The sequence below is a fragment of the Xanthomonas sp. NCPPB 4037 genome, assembly GCF_041475695.2.
Classification (GTDB): Bacteria; Pseudomonadota; Gammaproteobacteria; order Xanthomonadales; family Xanthomonadaceae; genus Xanthomonas; species Xanthomonas campestris.
In genome coordinates this window covers 358,610-377,914 of sequence record NZ_CM191261.1, presented here as the reverse complement: position 1 = coordinate 377,914, position 19,305 = coordinate 358,610, and the positions used below count along the sequence as shown (strand labels likewise).

The window sequence follows — 19,305 nt, the reverse complement described above, 5'->3', positions numbered from 1 at the left end:
CGCTCGCCTGACTGCCGCTTGCCCGTTTCAGACGCGGCGTGGCCAGGCGTAGCGGGCCCAGACCAGGCCGATCACCAGCATCGCCAGGCCCATCACCAGCATGCCCACGCCCACGCCGTTTGGCCCGAAGCGTTCGTACAGCAGGCCGCCACGGTTGACCGTGGCCAGCCGCTCCGGGTGCAGCAGCGTCCAACCGCCCTGCCCGGCACAGACCAGCCCGACCAGGGTCAACGCGATCGCCTTGAGCGGGATCACTGCAACGCTTCCGGCGTAGGCCGCGCCCGTTGCAGGCTACTGGCCAGGGTCCAGACCAGCACGCCCAGCGCCACGCCCTGCACACTGACCAGCACCAGCCGCGACACGCTCATCACCATCGAGATGCGCGCCACACTGCCCTGCTGCATCAACCACAACGCCACTGCCTGGATCGCGACTTCGGCCACCGAGCAGACCAGCAGCAACCACAGCGCCGCCAGCGCAGCCCGGCGTGCCGCCACCGGCGGCGTGCGCCAGACCAGCACCAGGCCCAGCACCAGGGCAATCAGCACCGGCACCCGCGACAGCAGGCTGGTGACGATGGACAACAGCAGATCGGTGGTGGTCATCGCAATGCTCAGTCGGCGCTGACCAGGACGGCGTCGCGCGCACGCAGCGCGTCGTACACCGGGTCGGTCTGCGGACGCACGCCGTGCCACAGCGCAAAGCTTTCCGCGGCCTGTTCCACCAGCATGCCCAGGCCGTCGATGGCGTAGCGGCACTGCGCCGCACGTGCCCAGGCCAGGAAGGCGATGGCGGTGGCGCCGTAATTGAGGTCCACCGCCGCAGTGAGGCTATTGACCAGGCCCAGCGGCAGCGCGAACGCACCGGCATCGCGATCGCGGCCGGCAGCGGTGGCATTGACGATCAGCTCGAAGTCGCCCAGCTCGCGCAGGTCTTCCAGATAGCGCGACACCACGCGCCCGGGTTCGCCCAGCGCATCGCACAGCGCATCGGCACGCTCGGGCGAGCGGTTCACCACCACCATCTCGGTGATGCCGGCCTCCAGCAGCGCCGGCGCAACGCCGCGTGCGGCACCGCCGGCGCCCAGCAGCAGCACGCGGCGGCCGCGCAGATCCAGGCCGTGCCGCTCGGTGAGGTCACGCACCAGGCCGGCGCCATCGGTGTTGTCGCCCTGCCACTGGCCGTCGTTGCGTACCAGCGTGTTCACCGCACCGGCCACGCGCGCGCGGTCGCTCAGGCTCGCCGACAGCGCGAACGCGGCTTCCTTCAGCGGCAGGGTCACGTTGGCACCCTTGCCACCGTCGGCCGCGAAGCGCTCCAGCGCGGCGGTGAATTCCTCCGGCGCGGCGTCGATGGCGGTGTAGTCCAGCGCGATGCCGGTCTGCTTCCCGAAGTCGGCATGGATGGCCGGCGACAGCGAATGGGCGACGGGGTGTCCGAACACGGCATAACGGGATACGGGCATGAAACGCTCTCTGGGTTGACTAGACTGGGCGCGACTCAGGCAGGAACACCCCATGCAACTTCGAGTGACGCTGCTCGCGCTGGCGGCAAGTTTACTCTTCGTCCCGTCTGCTTCGGGACTTGCCGAATTCGGCATCGAGGGCATGGGCGTGGTCTCCACGCCCGCCAACGAGGCACGCGCCACGCTCAGCCCCGACGGCCAGCGCATCGTCTGGGCCAGCGATCGGGCAGGCGGCGCCGGTGGCTGGGACCTGTGGCAGGCGCAGCTGGTCGGCGGACGCTGGCAGCAGGCCACGCCGCTGCCGTTGAACACGGCGCTGGACGAGACCACGCCGGTGTTCAGTGCCAACGGGCGCTGGTTGCTGTTCGCCTCCACGCGCGCCGGCGGCGCCGGAGGGAGCGATCTGTATCGCGTGCCGGTGGACGCGCAAGGGCAACTGGGTGCGGTGCAATCGCTGGGCCCGGCGATCAACAGCCGCGGCAACGAGACCGCGCCGACGCTGTCGCTGGACGGTACCGCCCTGCTGTTCGCCAGTGACGGCCATGGCGGTGCCGGCGGCCTGGATCTGTTCGTCGCGCACTGGAACGGAGCCGCCTTCATCGCCCCGGCAGTCCTGGGCGAGATCAACAGCGTCGAGGACGAACTTGACGCGTCCTGGCTTGGCGATGGCCGCGCACTGGTGTGGGCGCGCGGCACGTTCGCGGGGCCGAGTCAGCTGTTGCTGGCTGCCTGCAAGGGCGGCCACTACGGCCAGGGCCAGCCGCTGCCGCTGTCGTTCAACGGCCCGCAGGAACGCACCTTTGGCGCAGTGGTGGACGCAGCAAAGCCCGGCGAACTGCTGGTGACCGGCAGCGCCCGCGCACCGCGCGCCGGCCAGCTGGATATCTACCGGATGAAGGCACCGGTGGCGGATGGCGAGATGGGGTGTCGGTGAGTTGAACTGGTGCGGTGGTGCGCTGCGTCAGGTGATGCTGCGTTGACCGTGTTGCGGGCGAGCTCGATGGGGTAGTTGGCCGTCGGAATGGCACGGTTTTAGCCACCGGCAAGTCTGGTTGCGCGGCCGCGGCGTCTCGCCACCAGGGCAGGCAGGTTGACACCCCCAACCCTATGCTGATCGAGAACATCAGGTCGCCTGTTTCGCAGGCGTTGGCTTAGTGCGCGCTGCGTGGGACGCCATCCTCTCAATGCACGTGGGAATGGCGGTGTTGGCTTTTCCGATATCGATGGCGATGGCGATGTCATCGCCATGCTGCCAGCGCAGGTAAGGTTTGCCTGAAGCACGTTCGATCCATCGACGCTGCTCGTCACTTCAGATAACAATGCGCTTGGCGTCCTGTGTCGGCGCACAAGGTACGCCTGCGGACTGCACTCAATACACGTCCCGTCGATACCGGCCGGCGGCGGTGAGCAACTCCAGCCGCGTCTCGCCCAGGATCTCGCGCAAGGCCGCATCCACCTCACGCGCCATGCTGTCCAGGCTGCCGCACACATAAAGGACGGCGCCGCGGTCGATCCAGTGCCGCAGCGTCTCGCCGCGCTCGCGCAGGCGGTGCTGCACATAGCGCTTGTCAGCCTGGTCGCGAGAGAACACCCAATCCAGTTCCTGCAGATGTCCGGCGGCCTGCCAGGCCTGCAATTCATCGCCAAACAAGCGGTCGTGCGCGCGATGGCGTTCGCCGAACAGCAGCCAGTGGCCATGCACGCCCGCCAGCTCGGCGTCACGCAACAACGCGCGTAATCCGGCAATGCCGGTGCCGTTGCCGATCAGCACCAGCGGCGCACCGTCCACACGGTGGAAGCCGGGATTGGTGCGCAGGCGTGCGCGCACCGGTGCGCCCAGCGGCGCATGGCAGACCAGCCAGCCAGAGCCCAGGCCCGGGCTGCCATCGGCACGCGTGGTCAGCCGCACCACCACTTGCGCGCTGCCATCGGCGGGCACGCTGGCGATGGAATAGTCGCGCGTCGGCAGCCACGCGCAGCCATCGAGCCAGGCCTGCGCCACAGTGCCCGGCACAGGCGGCTGCGCAGGCGGCTTGGGCAGCACGCGTTCGGCGGCGGCCTGGTGCAGCAGCAGCAATTGCGCATCCACATGCACCAGCGCATCGGCCGCCAAGCCCCAGGCCTGCAAGCACGCGCGCACGGCGGCGTCGGCATGCGCAGGTTGCACTTCCAGGATGTCGCCGGCCAACCACTGCGCCCCTGCCGGCGGTTGCAGGTCCACCTGCCAGATCGGTGCGCCCACGCTGCCTGGATTGAGCTGGGTCCGCGATAGCACCGGCCAGTCCATCAGCGCCGGGCGTGCCAGCGGCACGGCCGCCACCGGCGCGCCGCTGACCTGCGCCAGCTGCGCATGCCACTGCGCCAGGGCCTGCGGATCGGCCTGGTCCATTTCCACTGTAGGGAACAGCGCACGTGCGCCCTGCGCCTCCAGCCACTGTTCGATACGCCGCGAAAACCCGCAAAACCGCGCGTACTGCCGGTCGCCCAACGCCAGCACCGCGTACGCCAACTGCGGTAATGCCAGTGTCTGCCGCAGCATTTCGCGCTCGAATCCGCGCGCCGCATCCGGCGGCTCGCCGTCACCGAAGGTGCTGATGACAAACAACGCATGCCGCGACTGCTGCAACTGCGCCGCATCCAGTTGTGCCAGCGAGCGCACCTGCACTGGCACACCGGCCGATTGCAGATGGCCGGCGGCCTGCCAGGCCAGCCGCTCGGCAAATCCGCTTTGACTGGCAAACCCGATCAGCCACGGCGCGGCCTGCGAGGCGGGCGGCGCGCTCTGCAGCACCTCGCGCGCTGCGCGCAGCGCGCGCTTCTTGCGCCGGCGATCCAGATACAGCATCCAGCCGGTCACGAAGAACGCCGACATGCCCGCACTGGCCAGCAGCACCACGATGCGCCCGGGCAGGCCGAAGAAACTGCCCGAATGCAGCGGGAACATGCTCACCAACAGTTGCTGGCCAAGCGGCAGCCGGGCGTAGTCCTGGCGCCGCAACAGCACGCCGCTGTGCGCATCCAGCTCCAGGTTGTCGTAGGCGCGATCATGGGCGGGCGCATCCGGCAGGAAACGCACGCTCAGCGGCTGGCCGGCGCGGGTGGGAATGCGCAGATCCATCGCCGCGCTGCGGGTTCCCGCAATCCCGTCGAGGGTGCGTTGCACACGGGTGAAATCCACTGCGGGCGGCCGGTGCCCGCGTCCATCGCCGCGCATCGCAGGCTCAGTACCCAGCAGCGCCACCATGCCGTCGCGGTACCAGGTGTAAGACCAGGTCAGCCCGGTCAAGGCAATCAACAGATACACCAGCAGGCACCAGGTGCCGAACACCGCATGCAGGCTCCACAGAAAACTGCGCCCCTGCCGCCGCCATTCCACCGCCCACCAGGTCCGCAGGCTCCACCAGCGACGCGGCCAGCGCAGATACAGGCCCGAGGCGCAGAAGAACAGCAGGATCAGCGTACTGGCGCCGGTAATGGCCTGGCCGCGCTCGCCGGCGGTGAGATGCCGGTGCAGGTCTTCGATAAAGGCGAATGCCCCGCTCAGCCGTGGCGCGCCCACGCGCGCGCCGGTGTAGGGATCGAAATACACACGGCCGCCGGGCTTGCCGGCCAGACGCACCGTGGACGGGCGCCCACCGGTCGGGTCGATCAGCATCCGGGTGATGCCCTGCCCCGGCGCCAAGTCGAGCCGGCGCACCAGCACATCCACGGGCAGTGGCGCCTGCCCGGCGGCATGCCGCTCGGCCAGCTGCGCGATGGCCGGGTTGGCCAGGCGCACGATCTCGTTCTCGAAGGACATCAGCGCGCCGGTCAGTCCCATGACGGACAGCACCAGCCCGGCAGTGATGCCCAGCAACCAGTGCAGTTGGAACACAACCGTCTTAAACACGCGCGAGCAGCCTGAAGCAGAGGGCTTGCCATTGTAGATGAGAATCGTTATCGCAGTTGCGCAGACGCGGGAGCGCCGCGCACCGTATTCAACCGCTCACCACACACATAAAAAAAGGCGCCCGCAGGCGCCTGTTCGCGGGCTTGCTGCTGCGCTTAGCCCTCGCGCAGCCAGCGCGCCACTTGCGGCGCGAAGTAGGTCAGCACGCCATCGGCACCGGCGCGCTTGAACGCCATCAGCGCTTCCAGCACGCACTTGCGTTCGTCCAGCCAGCCATTGGCGCTGGCGGCCTTCAACATCGCGTACTCGCCGCTGACCTGGTAGGCGAAGGTCGGCACGCGGAACTCTTCCTTGACCCGCCGCACCACATCCAGATACGGCATGCCCGGCTTGACCATCACCATGTCCGCGCCCTCTTCCAGGTCCAGCGCGATCTCGCGCATGGCCTCGTCGCTGTTGGCCGGGTCCATCTGATAGGTGGTCTTGTCGGCCTTGCCGAGATTGCCGGCGCTGCCCACCGCATCGCGGAACGGGCCGTAGAACGCGGAGGCGTACTTGGCCGAATACGCCATGATGCGCACGTTGAGATGGTCCTCGGCATCCAGCGCGCGGCGGATCGCACCGATGCGCCCGTCCATCATGTCCGAGGGCGAAATGATGTCCACGCCCGCCTGCGCATGCGACAGCGATTGCTTCACCAGCGCTTCGACGGTGATCTCGTTGAGCACATAGCCCTTGGCGTCGATGATGCCGTCCTGGCCGTGCGTGGTGTACGGATCCAGCGCCACGTCGGTCATGATGCCCAGCTCGGGAAAGCGCGCTTTCAACGCCCGCACCGCGCGCTGCGCCAGCCCATCCGGATTCCAGGCTTCGGCAGCGTCCAGGCTCTTGCCGGCGGGGTCGATCACCGGGAACAGATCGATCACCGGGATGCCCAGTTCCAGCGCGTTTTCCGCCTCGCGCAGCAACTCGTCCAGCGACAGACGTTCGACGCCAGGCATCGAGGCAATCGGCGCGCGCCCTGGCAACTCATGCACGAACACTGGCCAGATCAGATCGTCGGTGGTCAACGTGTTCTCGCGCATCAACCGGCGCGAAAACGCATCGTGGCGCATACGACGCGGACGGTAGTGGGGGTGGGCCATCACGGGCTCCTGAAGTCGAAGAAAAGAGTGGGGCGGGCCATCGGCACGGCACTGTCGTGCGTCGCTCCAAGGCCGGCCTGCCTGCACGGACGCTCCGCGCACGCAACCGCTGGCAATGCGGCGCCTGAAAACTGCGCACTGACCCCGCTGCCTAACCACAACAGTCGCCGCGAGAGACGCGAACGTGCTGACAGACAGACTGGTGCATGGAACGAACGGGCGAAGAGCATCGAAGTCGCCTGCAACACGGTGGCAGGCCAGCGGTGGCAGGCGATGGACAGCGCACAAGTCTACGCCCGCCAGCAGCGGCGGAATGCGCTGCGACGCTGTGTCGCAGCGCTGCAACGCTTAGATCACCCCACCGCCCAGGCTCAGGCGGATGACGCCCACCACGATCACCAGGCCGTTGAGCAACAGGCCGGTCTTGGCCCGGCCACGGTTGCCGGCCGAGGTGAACAACAAGACGATGGCCGCGATCAGCGCACCAAAGGCCGCGAACGGGATCAGAAACCAGTTGCCCCAGCCCAGCAGCGGAATGAAGGCCAGGACCATCCACAGCAACGCCACAATGCCCCACAGCAGGCTGATCAATCCCACACATCACCTCACACGTGCCTCAGAAGGCCCCAGCTTAGCGGTGCCGGTGCCAGCGCGCCGTGGGCGGGTGGTCACCGTGACCAATGGCGGCTTGGCGGCGGGCTCACATCGGCCGGCCTAGGGTGTGCGCAAAGTCCGGCGCGATTCAGTCCAGGCGCCGGATGATCACTGCCATTACCCACGGGGGGCCAGGTATGAACATGCAGTCACGCATCAGGCAGGTGGCCATCGGTGCCGCCGCAGCGGCCTTGCTGGCCGGCTGTGCAAGTAGTTCCAAGGTGATGCTGGGCCAGCCACGCGCGCCGATCGACCCGGCGCAGGTGCAGGTTTACTCCAACGCGCCAGTGGGCTCGGTCGAGATCGCCCAGCTCGAATCCACCAGCGCCGCCGGCTTCGGCACCCAAGGTCAGACCGACGCTGCGGTGCTACGCCTCAAGCGCGAAGCCGCCAAGCTCGGCGCCAACGGCGTGGTGATCGTAGGCGTGGGCTCCGAGCGCTCCGGCGGCGGGCTGTCGGTGGGCGGCGGCAGCTACGGCGGCCGCGTCGGCGGCGGCCTGGGCATCGGCATTCCCACTACCCAGAAGCGCGCGGCGGGTATGGCGATCTGGGTGCCGGCCGGGGCCGAGCAACGTGACGCACCGCAGTCAGCGCCGCCCGTGCGCTGACATTCGGCGGCTGTCGAAGCGCAACAGCCGCTTGCAGTAATGCGCGGAAACGATGGACGGTGCAGCGATGCGGTGCTCGCGCGTGGTTCGTAGCGTTGCTGGCGGCTCGCTACGTTTGTAGCAGCCGCTCTTAGTTTTTACGTGGTACGCCAGACCAGGGCGCAGCGCCACACTCAGCTGGACGAAGGCCTGCGGTGCAGACGTGATGCCTGCAGGCTGCAGGCATCACGTCCCTCCTGACGACCGGCTACACGCTGATCAACGCTTGGACTGCTGCGCTGGAATGAACTGCTTTTCCACCGCCTGGGCCAGCTGGTCCGGCGGTAGCAGGCCCTGGTCGAGCAGGAAGTTGTTGAAGGCCAGGCGGTCGAACTTCTTGCCCAGGGCCAGTTCGGTGCGCATACGCAGTTCCAGGATGCGGGTGTAGCCGTAGAAGTAGCTGCCGGCCTGTCCGGGGGCGCGCACGGTGTAGCGGTCCAGTTCCTGGCGGGTCATGGCGGCCGACAGGCCGACGTCGTCTTCGAGCACCTGGCGGGCGCGTTCGCGGTCGATCAGGCCCAGGTTGAGCATCGGGTCGAGCATGGCGCGGGCCGCGCGGAGCAGGCGGAACTGCAGGGCGATCAGCTGCCCGTCGAGCGGTTCGTACGGCACCATCTCGGCTTCGGCGTACAGCGCCCAGCCTTCGACGTTGACCGAGTTGAAGGCGAACATGCTGCGCGCCAGCGACACGCCGCGCTCCACCATCGCGGTGAACTGCAGTTCGTGCCCCGGGCGGCCTTCGTGGGCGCTGAGCGTCCAGGCGGCCGAGCCGAAGTTGAAGTCGTCGTACTGTTCCTTCTTGCCACCCTCCGCGCTGGGGTTGCCCAGCGGCAGCACGAACTGGCCCTGCTGGCCGGTGTTGCCGATCAGCGGTGCGGGCAGGAAGTGCGGCGCGGGCTGCGCGGCGCTTTCGGCAGCACTGCCCAGGCGCATCTGCATCGGACGCTTGGGCACATCGACGATGCGCTGCTGGCGGATGATCGGGTCGATCTGGTCGATCACGCCGCGGTAGTGGGTTTCCAGCTGGTCATCGGCAATGGTGTTGCGCTTGAGCGCGCGGATCACCTGCACGTAGTCCTCGCCCTGCACGCCTTTGGCCTTGGCCACCAGCGGCGCCAGCTGGCGCATCGCCGAGCGGGTTTCCATGAACTCCAGCTGCGCGCGCTGGATCAGCTGCTGCGGCGCGATATCGATACCCACCTGCTTGAGCTGGTAGGCATACAGCGGCTCGGGCAGGCGGGTGTCCTTGCGCGCCTTTGGCAACACAGTGCTGCGGGTCCAGCTGGCGTAGTCCTTGAGCTGGGTGGACATGGCCTTGAGCGCCTCGTCGGCACCGGCGATCTTGTACTTGGCGAATAGCTCGCCGATGCCGGCCACGTAGGTGTCCACGTTCGCCAAAGCCTGCTCAACCTCGCGCTCGGTCGGCTGCAGCAAGGTCTTGTTGCCCAGCTGTTCCTCGTAGCGCTGGCGCGCCAGCGTGGTGGTGGGGGTGGTGCCCGGGACCAGGCCCACGTAGCGCTTGAGACGGTCGAGCGCCTTGGCGCGGCGATCCGGCGCGGTCTGGTCGGACAACAATCCGTTGAGGCCACTGAAGACCAGCTGCGGCGCATCGTTCCATGGCAGCAGGTAGCGCTCGTTGAGCTCGCTGCCTTCGATGTTGTCGGTCGCCGCACCGATCATGATCTGCAGGTCCTGGCGCACGTTGGGATCGCGCTCGCTGGCCAGCTTGGCCTGCAGCGCGGTGCGCGCGGTGGCCATCGCCTCACGGTAGCGCTTTGCGTTGTTCGGGCCCAGGTCGACCACCTGATCGTCATAGCCGGGCACACCGAAAAAGCTGGCGTATTCCGGCTGAAACGGTGCCTGGGCGGTCAGCAGGAGTTGCGCGTAGCCGTTGCTGGTCTTGACCCATGCCGGAGTGGCGGGTTGGGCTGCGGGTGTTTGCGGCCTGTCTTTTGCCGCAGCATATGTCGGCACTGCCAGCACGAGGGAAATCGCAAGTAGAAGTGGCTTCATTGGATGATTCATTTTAAGGATGAGCCGACCCTACCCTGGGCAACAAGCCCCTACAAGAGCTCTGTGCCGCCAGCACTGTAAGGCTCGCTGCCCCCCAGCTCTAATGCCGCCCAAGCCTGCAACATCGGACGGGTAACGTTCTTCCTTTTGTGCTCAGTAACCCCGAGAGCTGGCATGAGAACCTCTCATGCCAGGACGCAGCTGCACACAAGCGAGCTTTGCCTTACCATATGTAGCCCGTACACTTCAAGCCTCAGCACTTTTAAGGAATTGTCATGAAACGCTGGATAGGGATGTTTGCACTTCTGCTGTTCACTCAGGTAGCTAGCGCAGCGGGACAAAGTGTCTACCAAGAGCTCGTGTGCCGTAAGAACGATCCTTTCGTGTTTTGCACGCAGGGATGCAAGGACGAAGATAAAAATTGGACGCCGATCGATCCAATTTCAGGCACGTGGGTCGCTGTTCCTGGCTACTGCCCGTGGCCAACAAGCACGGGGCCCTGCTGTGTCGGTAACGTCTGTTTTCAGGTGTGGACGCAGACTGCAGTGACTGCCGTCGGCCAGTACATGAGCATCTGCCCGGAGGCAAAAAAACAAGGCCAGTGGAAAGGCAAAGAAAAACCGGAGAATGTCCCTTTCGACCACTGAGCACCACCATCTAAGTGGTGCCGCGCTTGCCTACCCTGGCGCAGCAATTGCCTGTGTGAATCAGCAATGCTGCGCCAGGTGAAGGATTGATCGTCACTAAAGCCTGCGAACCTGTGCGCTTGTGGCGTTGTCTGTTTCGAACGCTGACATGCGTAAGTGCGTGCATGCAGGCCCACCTCAGCTGCTAGACCTGACTTCGCTGCGCAAATATCTGGCGTCCAACCTCTCGTTCGCACTGTAGCGCGTACTCGCTTTATAACGCGCAGCGTGCTGAGCTGCTCAGGGCTGCAGGCAACGCGCCAGGAACGCTTCTGCCGTCTTGTAGCGATGCAATGCGGTCTTGCCCGACAACCCATGCTTGGCGCCGGGATAGGTCATCAGTTCGAATGGGGCGCCGCGTTGTTGCAACCCGCTCATCAGCGCGGTGGAGTTGGTGAACAGCACATTGTCGTCGGCCATGCCGTGGATCAGCAGCAGCTTGGCGCGCAGGCCATCCAGGTGGGTGGCGATGCGTGCCTCGCGATAACCGGCCGGGTTGCCGGCAGGCAGGTCCATGTAGCGCTCGGTGTAATGGGTGTCGTACAGGCCCCAATCGGTGACCGGTGCGCCCGCCACCCCGCAGGCATACGCCTCGCTGTGCTTGGCCAGCAGCATCAAGGTCATGTAACCGCCGTTGGACCAGCCCTGCACGCCGATGCGCGCCGCGTCCACCCAGCGTTGCGTCTTGAGCCACGCCACGCCCTGCAACTGGTCGTCCACTTCCACCGTGCCCTGCTTGCCGTACAGCGCGCCACCAAACGCGCGGCCACGCCGCGGGGTGCCGCGGTTGTCGAGTGAAAACACCACGTAGCCACGCTGCGCCAGGTATTGATCGAACAGTGCATCGCTACGACCGGGCCAGGCATCGACCACGGTCTGCGCGGCCGGGCCGCCGTAGACATACACCACGACCGGATAGCGTTTTGACGGGTCGAAATCGGCCGGCTTGATCAGCCGGTAGTGCAACGGCGTGCTGCCATCGGCGGCAGTGAGCGTGCCGAATTCCACCGGGCGCTGCGCCTGGCGGTATTTGGCATAGGGATGCTGCGGGTCGGCCACATCGTTCTGCAACAAGGTGGCGATCTTTTCGCCATTGGCGCGAAACAGTTCGATCTGCGGCGGGGTGGTGGTGTTGGACCACGTATCCACATACACGCTGGCGTTGTTGGCGAAGCTGGCCGCATGCGTGCCGTTGGATGCCGAGCGTTTTTTTATGGCGCCGCCGCCCAGTGGCACCGCGTAGATGTGGGTTTGCGTCGGCGAGTCCTTGCTGCCGGCGAAGTACACCAGGCCAGCCTGCTCATCGACCGCCAGCAGTGCATCCACCACCCAGGCGCCGGAGGTCAGCGGCGTGAGCGTGGTGCCGTCTTCGGAGGCAACATACAGATGCTCGTAGCCGCTGCGTTCGGAGTTCCAGAGAAAGCGGCCGTCCTTGAGAAAGCGCAGATCGTTGGTGAGCGGCACCCAGGTCGGCGAGGTCTCGGTGATCAGCACACGCTGCTTGCCGCTGGCCAGCGTGGCTTCGATCAGCTGCAGGGTTTTCTGGTCGCGTGACTGGCGCTGAAAGGTCAGCCGCTGCGCATCGCGCCAGTCCACCCGCGCCAGGTAGATGTCCGCTTGCTTGCCGAGGTCGATCCACTGTGGTTTCGCTGACGCGCGCGGGGCGATCACGCCCAGCTGCACGGCGACATTCGGTTGGCCGGCCTGCGGATAGCGCTGGTCGATCACTTCGGTGTGGTCGGCGTAGACCTCCGGGCGCTTCTGGATGGGCACGGCGGATTCATCGATGCGCGCGAAGGCGATCGCCGAATCGTCCGGTGCCCACCAATACCCGGTGTGGCGATCCATTTCTTCGTCGGCGACGAATTCGGCCACGCCATTGCCAATGGTGTCGCTGCCATCGCGGGTCAGTTGCAGCTGTTTGCCGCTGGCAAGATCGATCACCCACAGATTGCGCGCCAGCACGAAACTGACAAAGCCGCCCTTGGGCGAGAGCTTGGCATCGGTGGCGAAGCCTTCGCCATGCGTGAGTTGGCGCACCGCAGCGCTGCCGGTCTTGCGCAGGTCGTACAGATACAGCTCGCCGCCCAGCGGGAACAGCAGCGCGTGCGCATCAGGTGCCCATTGGTAATCGACAATGCCGGCAAAGGCCGCGATGCGCTGACGCTCGCGGCGGGCCTTTTCAGCATCGCTCAGGGTCTCGGTGCCGGGCAGCACCACCTTGGAATCCACCAGCAGCCGGGTCTGGCCACTGGCGATGTCGTATTCCCACAGGTCCAACTGGTTACGGTCGCTGTCCTTGCCGCGCAGGAAGGTCACCCGCGACCCATCGGGCGCAACCTTGGGCTTCATCAGCGTCGGGCCAGACAACGGCAACGGGCCGGTGATGGCCTCCAGGGTGAGCTTTTCGGCGTGGGCGGTGGCGACGGTGCTGAGCATGAGGGCAAGGGCGGCGAACAGGGCGCGCATTGAAGATCCTGTCTGGAGACAGCACACAGGATGCGGGCGCGTGGGGTATTTGAGAAGCGCGGTGGTGGTGCGTGTGTGCGATGAGGGGCGGTGTATGCGGCGGTGCGCGTGCGCTGCAGCGTGGTGCTGGGGTGTTGTGGTTGCGCTGCTTTCCGGCGAGCAGGGGTGCCTGTGGGCTGGTGGTTGCAGTTGGCGCGCTGCGGATGCGGGGCGCGCATTTCATGCGGCGCACGTTGCGGGAGCGGTGGATCTGGCGCCACTTGCGTACCCTCACCCCAACCCCTCTCCCGGGGGGAGAGGGGTTCAAGCTGCTGGGTTTGTGTCGTGCGCGGTTGATGTATGCGCGTGCCGCTGCCAACCCCTGATGCTGCTTGCTGCTTGCTGCTTGCTGCTTGTCTTTGTTGCTTGCTGATGCGGTTTTGCGCTGATTCTTGCTGCGCAGTTGCAACAGTCGCCGCTCTCACCGTATGGCCTCTTGCGCGACCGCTCCTGCCGCTTCGCCTCAGCGCTTGCCGAACAGGTGCTTGCGCTCTTCCTCGCTCAGCGGCTTGCCGGCATCCGGGTTGACCTTGTCCTTCAACGCGTACGCGCGCTGGGTGGCCGGGCGTGCGGCGATGGCGTCGTGCCAGCGCTTCACATGAGGGAACGCGGCGTAGTCCGGCTTGAGGTCGCCATACACTTCGATCCACGGGTAGCTGGCCATGTCGGCGATGCCGTATTCCGGGCCGGCCAGGAACGCGTGCTCGGCCAGGCGCTTGTCGAGCACGCCATGCAGCCGGCGCACCTCGGCGTTGTAGCGTTCGATAGCGTAGGGAATCTTTTCCGGCGCATAGACAGTGAAATGGCCCATCTGGCCGCTCATCGGGCCCAGCCCGCCCATCTGCCAGAACAGCCATTCCAGCGCCGCGATGCGGCCGCGTGCGTCGCGCGGCAGAAAGCGCCCGGTTTTCTCGGCCAGGTACAGCAGGATCGCGCCGGACTCGAACACGCTCAGGGGCGCGCCACCGCCGGCCGGTGCGTGGTCCACGATGGCCGGCATCTTGTTGTTGGGCGAAATCTGCAGGAAGGCGGGCTCGAACTGGGCGCCTTTGCCGATATTCACCGGCTTGAGCGTGTACTCCAGCCCGGCCTCTTCCAGAAACAAGGTGACCTTGTGGCCATTGGGGGTGGGCCAGTAGTACAGGTCGATCATTAGATGCTCCAGTTCGGAAGGAAGATGCACGCGGCGGCGCGCCAGCAGCTTCCGATGGTACGGCCAAGCGCAGCGAGGCAACGGTGCCCAATGTCGCGCCGGCTGGAACGATGTGTGACGCGATTGGCTCGCGGCCGATGCTGCAGTGCAAGTTGACTTGTTAAGAGCCGCGCTAACAAATGCACGACTGCTTAATTAACCTTGCCTGTCCAGCTCGGACCGGCGTTTTGTTCATTTGGGGAAGAAACACCGTGAGAGAGCCACGCACCTTGCCGCGTACGCGACGCCTGACGTCTGCCTTGCTGTTTGCACTGTCCGCACCGCTGGCCGCGCAAACCGCGCCGGCGCCGCAGTCGGCCTCGACCGTCCCCGGCTCCAGCCAGGCCGACCCCGCCACGCTCGATACCGTGCAGGTCAGCGGTATCCGCGGCAGTCTCACCTCGTCGATGAACGTCAAGCGCGATGCGCAGGGCATCGTCGATGGCATCGTGGCCGAGGACATCGGCAAGTTTCCCGACACCAACCTGGCCGAGTCGCTGCAGCGCATCAGCGGTGTGTCGATCGACCGCTCGCTGGGCGAAGGCTCGCGCGTCACCGTGCGTGGCGTCGGCCCGGACTTCAACCTGGTGCTGTTGAACGGCCGGCAGATGCCCGGCGCCAGCATCGAAGAATCCAATGCGTCCAACTCGCGTGCGTTCGACTTCGCCAACCTGGCGTCCGAGTCGATCTCAGGCATCGAAGTGTTCAAGACCAGCCGCGCCAGCACGCCCACCGGCGGCATTGGCGCCACCATCAACATCAAGACCGCCCGGCCGCTGGACAACCCGGGCATGCATGCCAATGTGGGGCTGAAGGGCGTGCACGATGCGTCCAACGAGAACCTGCCCGGCCGCCTGCAGGGCGATGCGCTGACGCCGGAAATCTCCGGCATCTTCAGCAACACCTCGGCTGATGGACGCTTTGGCGTGTCGCTAAGCGGCAGCTACCAGGAGCGCGACTTCGGCTACAGCCAGGTCGGCGTGCCCAACGGCTGGCGCTCATTCCGTGGCGATTCCACCGCCTACGGCACCATCCCGCAGCCGGGTGCGCCGGGCTCGGAGAACATCACCAACCGCCCCGGCCCGAACGACATCTACTCGGTGCCGCAGAACCTCAACTACCGCGTGGTCGGCGTCGAACGCCAACGCACCAACGGTCAGCTGGTGCTGCAGTACAAGCCACTGGACAACATCACCACCACGCTGGATTACACGTACTCGGAAAACAAGATCCAGCAGCAGCGTAATGAAATGTCGGTGTGGTTCAACTATGGGCCTTCGGCCAGCGCCTGGACCAATGGTCCGGTCGCCGGCCCGGTGACCTATTCTGAAATCGTCAATCCGGCCACCAGCGATCTGGCCACCGCCGGCTCCAACGCGGCCACGCGCAACCAGAACAAGTCGCTGGGCTTCAACGTGGACTGGGCGGTGAACGATCAGTTCAAGCTCAACTTCGATATCCACCGCTCCACGGCCGAAGCCGGTGCGGACAGCCCGTACGGTTCTAGCAATTCGCTGGGCGTGTCCGGCTTTTACCGCGGCACCTCGGTGGTGGATTTCAGCAAGGATTTCCCGGTGTTGCAGCAGCAGTTGGGCTTTGGCCTGAACGGGCTGGACCCCTCGCGCACGCTGGTCACCGGCTCGGCATTCCGCAATAGCTACATGAAGTCAGAGATCGACCAGGCGCAGGTCAACGGCGACTTCACCTTCGAAAATTATTCGCAGTTGAAGTTCGGTATCGGCAGCACCGAAGTCAAGAACCGCTCGGCGTTCTCCAACGTGCAGCGCGATACCTGGGGCGGCAACGGCACCGCGGCCGACTACCCGGACGATCTGTGGATTCCCAGTTCGTTTGCGCAGTATTTCGATGCGATCGACGGCAGCGGCAACCCGGCGCAGTTCAACCAGTTGTTCCTGTTCGACTTCGAACGCGCACGTCAGGCCGCCGCGCAAGCGGCGGGCGATGACGCGCTGTACCGCATCTCGCCGGTGTTCACCACCGACCGCCGCGTGACCGAAAAATCCAAGAACGCCTACCTGCAGTGGAACAACAGCTGGGACGATCTGCGCGTGCCGATCAGCTTGGCCGCCGGTGTGCGTTACGAAGAAACCAAGGTGGACGCACAGGCACTGGTGCCGGTGGCAGTGGGCATCGATTGGGTCGCCAACAACGAATTGCCGATTCGCCTGGCCGACTCGGCATTCGCCAGCGGCAGCGGCAAGTACGAATACTGGCTGCCCAGCCTGGACCTGAGCTTCAAGCTCACCGACGACCTGGTGCTGCGCGCCAGCTATGGCGAAACCATCGGCCGGCCTGGCTGGGGCGATATCCAGGGCGGGCAGACGCTCAACCAGATCGCACGTCTGGAAGGCGGCACCGGCCAGGAAGGTAATCCCGGCCTGAAGCCGCTGCTCTCGCACAACATCGATTTCTCGCTGGAGTGGTACTACAGCGATGCCAGCTACGCCTCGGTGGGCTTCTTCCGCAAGAACATCGACAACTACATCGGTGTGACCACGCGTAACGATGCCTCGCTGGGCCTGAACACCCCGGTCGGCGGCGCGTACTGGAACGAAGCGCTCGGCAACGGCTGCGCCTCGGCCGACCTGACCTGTATCCGCAACTACATCTTCCGCAACCGCGGCGGCGCGCCCGGCGTGGTGCGCGGGGCCGACGATGCCAACGGCAACGCCACTGGCGTGATCAGCGGCCAGCCCGGCGACCCCGTGGCCAACTTCGCCATCACCGCGCCGGCCAACCAGCGCTCGGCGTCGCTGGACGGTTGGGAATTCAACCTGCAGCACATGTTCGGAGACAGCGGGTTCGGCGTCTCGGCCAACTACACCATGGTCGACTCGGGCCTGACCTACGACAACTATGTGATCGGCGAGCAGTTCGCGCTGGAAGGGCTGAGCGATTCGGCCAACGTGGTGGGCTTCTACGACCGGGACAAGTGGCAGGTGCGTGCGGCCTACAACTGGCGCGACGAGTTCCTGGCCGCGCGCTTCGATGGTAGCGGCCAGCCCAACCCGGTCTATACCGAAGCCTATGGTCAGCTGGATCTGAGCATCGGCTACCAGTGGACCGAGAACCTGTCGCTGAGCCTGGAGGCGATCAACCTCACCGACGAGGTGCAGCGCCAGCACGGCAGGCAGTCGAACCAGATCGTCTATGCCACCCAGACCGGCCCGCGCTACATGCTGGGCGTGCGCTACAAGTTCTGGTGATGCGGTTCTGATGCGATTGCTGTGTTGATCCAACGCGTCTCCCGGCAGCCTGGCTGTCGGGAAACGTACATGGCCGTTGCGGCCGGCCCTGCGGCGTTGCGCCATGGGGCTTGCCGTCGCACGGCGATTCGTTGAAGCATGGGCCACGCGCCCCGCGTGCTGTGCCATTCCCCATGACCGATCCCGTGCTGTTGAACAATCTCGATCACCGCGACCTGCGTGTGATCACCACACACGGCGCCGCCTATGGCGACAACGTGATGTCGGCCGCCACTTTTCCGCTGGAATTCCGCCAGCTTCAGGCGCAATACCCAATCGTGTTCCATCGCGATGCCGACGGGCAGTTCCAGCCGCTGGCCCTGCTGGGCCTGCGCATGGGCGAAAACCTGTTCCTGGACGGCGCGCGCTGGGATGCGCCATATGTGCCACTGGCGATCCAGCGCCAACCGTTCTTGATCGGCCAGCAGCCCGACGGGCCGATGGTGCATGTGGACCTGGACAGCCCGCGCATCAGCACCGCCGAAGGCGAGCCGCTGTTCCGCGAGCACGGTGGCACCACCGAGTTTCTGGAGCACATCAGCCAGGTGCTGCGTACGCTGCATGACGGGCTGCATGCCACGCGGGACTTCATGGGCCGCGTGCTGGCGCACGACCTGCTGGAACCGTTCGTGTTCGAGGCCACGCTGGACAACGGCGTGGAATGCCGGCTCGCCGGCCTGTATGCGGTGCACGAAGAGCGCCTGCGCGCGCTGGGTGACGAAGCACTGCTCAGCCTGCACAAGCATGGCGATCTGGAACCGCTGTACATGGCGGTGGCCTCGATCGCGCAGTTCCGCCACCTGCTGGACCGCATGAACCGCCGCCATGCCGGCTGAGCCGCGCCCCATCGCCGAACTGCACGGGCTGGATCCACAGCAACTGGATCCGGCACTGCTGCGCGCGACCACGCCACTGGTGTTGCGCGGGCTGGTGCGCGACTGGCCGCTGGCCCGCGCCGGCGCGCAGTCTGCGCAGGCCGCCGCCCAGTACCTGCGCAGGTTCGACCGCGGCGAGGCGGTGGTGGCGCAGGTCGGGCCACCGGAGATCGCGGGGCGGTTCTTCTACAACGCCGACATGAGTGGCTTCAACTTCCGGCCCGAGCGGGTGCCGCTGGCGGTGGTGCTGGAGACCTTGCTGCGCGATCTGGAGGTTGCGCAGCCGCCGGCGATCTACGTCGGCTCCACCACGCTGGACACCTACCTGCCCGGCCTGCGCGCGGACAACCCCATCACCCTGCCGCAGGCCGAGCCGCTGGCCAGCATCTGGATCGGCAACCGCACCCGCATTGCCGCCCACCAGGACCTGCCCGACAACCTCGCCTGCGTGGTGGCCGGGCGCCGCCGCTTCACGCTGTTTCCACCGGAGCAGCTGGCCAATCTCTACATCGGCCCGCTGGATCTGACCCCGGCCGGCCAACCGGTCAGCCTGGTGGATATCACCGCGCCGGACCTGGAGCGCTTCCCGCGCTATGCCCAGGCGCTGGAACACGCATTGGTGGCCGACCTGGAACCGGGCGATGCGGTGTTCATGCCCAGCATGTGGTGGCACCACATCCAGGCACTGGACGGCTTCAACGTGCTGGTCAATTTCTGGTGGCGGCAAAGCCCGGCCTACATGGATTCGCCAATGAACGCGCTGATGCTGGCGCTGCTCACCATCCGCGACCTGCCGGCCGAACAACGCGCCACCTGGCAGGAAGTGTTCCGCCACTATGTGTTCGACGCCGATGCCGACACCGCCGCACATCTGCCCGAGGCCGCGCGCGGCGTGCTCGCCCCGATGGACGACGCCCGCGCCCGCGCACTGCGCGCGCGCCTGCTGCAACGCTTGAATCGCTGAG

15 protein-coding genes are annotated in these 19,305 nt (G+C 66.1%); 6 read left to right on the top strand and 9 right to left on the bottom strand.

What is annotated here, in order from left to right; all coding sequences use genetic code 11:
• Positions 1–27 precede the first annotated feature (27 nt).
• The 3 genes from ACCQ01_RS01560 to aroE are packed head-to-tail and all read right to left on the bottom strand — an operon-like array spanning position 28 to position 1,465.
• Positions 28–255, bottom strand: a complete 228-nt coding sequence (locus ACCQ01_RS01560; protein WP_050911798.1) for a hypothetical protein — start codon at positions 253–255, stop codon at positions 28–30.
• On the bottom strand, positions 252–605 hold the full coding sequence (locus ACCQ01_RS01555) for a hypothetical protein (RefSeq protein ID WP_228433167.1): 354 nt from the start codon (positions 603–605) through the stop codon (positions 252–254). The genes ACCQ01_RS01560 and ACCQ01_RS01555 overlap by 4 nt, the downstream gene beginning before the upstream one ends.
• 8 nt (positions 606–613) lie before the next feature.
• Positions 614–1,465: a shikimate dehydrogenase gene (aroE, locus tag ACCQ01_RS01550; protein ID WP_076035803.1), complete on the bottom strand. Its 852-nt coding sequence runs from the start codon at positions 1,463–1,465 to the stop codon at positions 614–616.
• A gap of 52 nt (positions 1,466–1,517) precedes the next feature.
• Here aroE and ACCQ01_RS01545 point away from each other — a divergent pair, with 52 nt between their 5' ends.
• Entirely contained in the window at positions 1,518–2,399 is an 882-nt protein-coding gene (locus tag ACCQ01_RS01545) for a TolB family protein (RefSeq protein WP_228433168.1), read from the top strand.
• 435 nt (positions 2,400–2,834) lie between these two features.
• Here the strand turns inward: ACCQ01_RS01545 and ACCQ01_RS01540 are convergent, their stop codons facing one another.
• From ACCQ01_RS01540 to ACCQ01_RS01530, 3 genes are all read right to left on the bottom strand, one after another.
• Positions 2,835–5,354: a PepSY domain-containing protein gene (locus ACCQ01_RS01540; RefSeq protein ID WP_228433169.1), complete on the bottom strand. Its 2,520-nt coding sequence runs from the start codon at positions 5,352–5,354 to the stop codon at positions 2,835–2,837.
• A gap of 155 nt (positions 5,355–5,509) precedes the next feature.
• Positions 5,510–6,499 (bottom strand): porphobilinogen synthase, encoded by a 990-nt coding sequence (hemB, locus tag ACCQ01_RS01535; protein WP_228433170.1) that lies wholly within the window; start codon positions 6,497–6,499, stop codon positions 5,510–5,512.
• Between the two features lie 348 nt (positions 6,500–6,847).
• Positions 6,848–7,090 carry a hypothetical protein gene (locus ACCQ01_RS01530; protein ID WP_228433171.1) on the bottom strand — a complete coding sequence of 81 codons (243 nt, stop codon included), beginning with the start codon at positions 7,088–7,090 and terminating at the stop codon, positions 6,848–6,850.
• Between the two features lie 200 nt (positions 7,091–7,290).
• Here ACCQ01_RS01530 and ACCQ01_RS01525 point away from each other — a divergent pair, with 200 nt between their 5' ends.
• On the top strand, positions 7,291–7,761 hold the full coding sequence (locus ACCQ01_RS01525) for a hypothetical protein (RefSeq protein WP_054088446.1): 471 nt from the start codon (positions 7,291–7,293) through the stop codon (positions 7,759–7,761).
• A gap of 258 nt (positions 7,762–8,019) precedes the next feature.
• Here the strand turns inward: ACCQ01_RS01525 and ACCQ01_RS01520 are convergent, their stop codons facing one another.
• The gene (locus ACCQ01_RS01520) at positions 8,020–9,813 is read right to left on the bottom strand and encodes a DUF885 domain-containing protein (protein ID WP_228433172.1); all 1,794 of its coding nucleotides are present in this window, start codon (positions 9,811–9,813) and stop codon (positions 8,020–8,022) included.
• A gap of 275 nt (positions 9,814–10,088) precedes the next feature.
• Here ACCQ01_RS01520 and ACCQ01_RS01515 point away from each other — a divergent pair, with 275 nt between their 5' ends.
• Positions 10,089–10,460, top strand: coding sequence for a hypothetical protein (locus ACCQ01_RS01515; RefSeq protein ID WP_225041015.1), 372 nt, complete (start codon positions 10,089–10,091; stop codon positions 10,458–10,460).
• A gap of 279 nt (positions 10,461–10,739) precedes the next feature.
• On the opposite strand, the gene ACCQ01_RS01510 is transcribed toward ACCQ01_RS01515, so the two are convergent.
• Both ACCQ01_RS01510 and ACCQ01_RS01505 read right to left on the bottom strand, forming a co-directional pair.
• Entirely contained in the window at positions 10,740–12,968 is a 2,229-nt protein-coding gene (locus tag ACCQ01_RS01510; protein WP_228433173.1) for a S9 family peptidase, read from the bottom strand.
• 502 nt (positions 12,969–13,470) lie between these two features.
• Entirely contained in the window at positions 13,471–14,160 is a 690-nt protein-coding gene (locus ACCQ01_RS01505) for a glutathione binding-like protein (protein ID WP_103702462.1), read from the bottom strand.
• Positions 14,161–14,411: 251 nt separating this feature from the next.
• Here ACCQ01_RS01505 and ACCQ01_RS01500 point away from each other — a divergent pair, with 251 nt between their 5' ends.
• The 3 genes from ACCQ01_RS01500 (at position 14,412) to ACCQ01_RS01490 (ending at position 19,304) form a co-directional block, all read left to right on the top strand.
• Positions 14,412–17,426 (top strand): TonB-dependent receptor, encoded by a 3,015-nt coding sequence (locus ACCQ01_RS01500; protein WP_115577849.1) that lies wholly within the window; start codon positions 14,412–14,414, stop codon positions 17,424–17,426.
• A gap of 173 nt (positions 17,427–17,599) precedes the next feature.
• Positions 17,600–18,301, top strand: a complete 702-nt coding sequence (locus ACCQ01_RS01495; RefSeq protein WP_228433174.1) for a SapC family protein — start codon at positions 17,600–17,602, stop codon at positions 18,299–18,301.
• Positions 18,291–19,304: a cupin-like domain-containing protein gene (locus tag ACCQ01_RS01490; RefSeq protein WP_103702466.1), complete on the top strand. Its 1,014-nt coding sequence runs from the start codon at positions 18,291–18,293 to the stop codon at positions 19,302–19,304. The genes ACCQ01_RS01495 and ACCQ01_RS01490 overlap by 11 nt, the downstream gene beginning before the upstream one ends.
• Position 19,305: the final 1 nt, after the last annotated feature.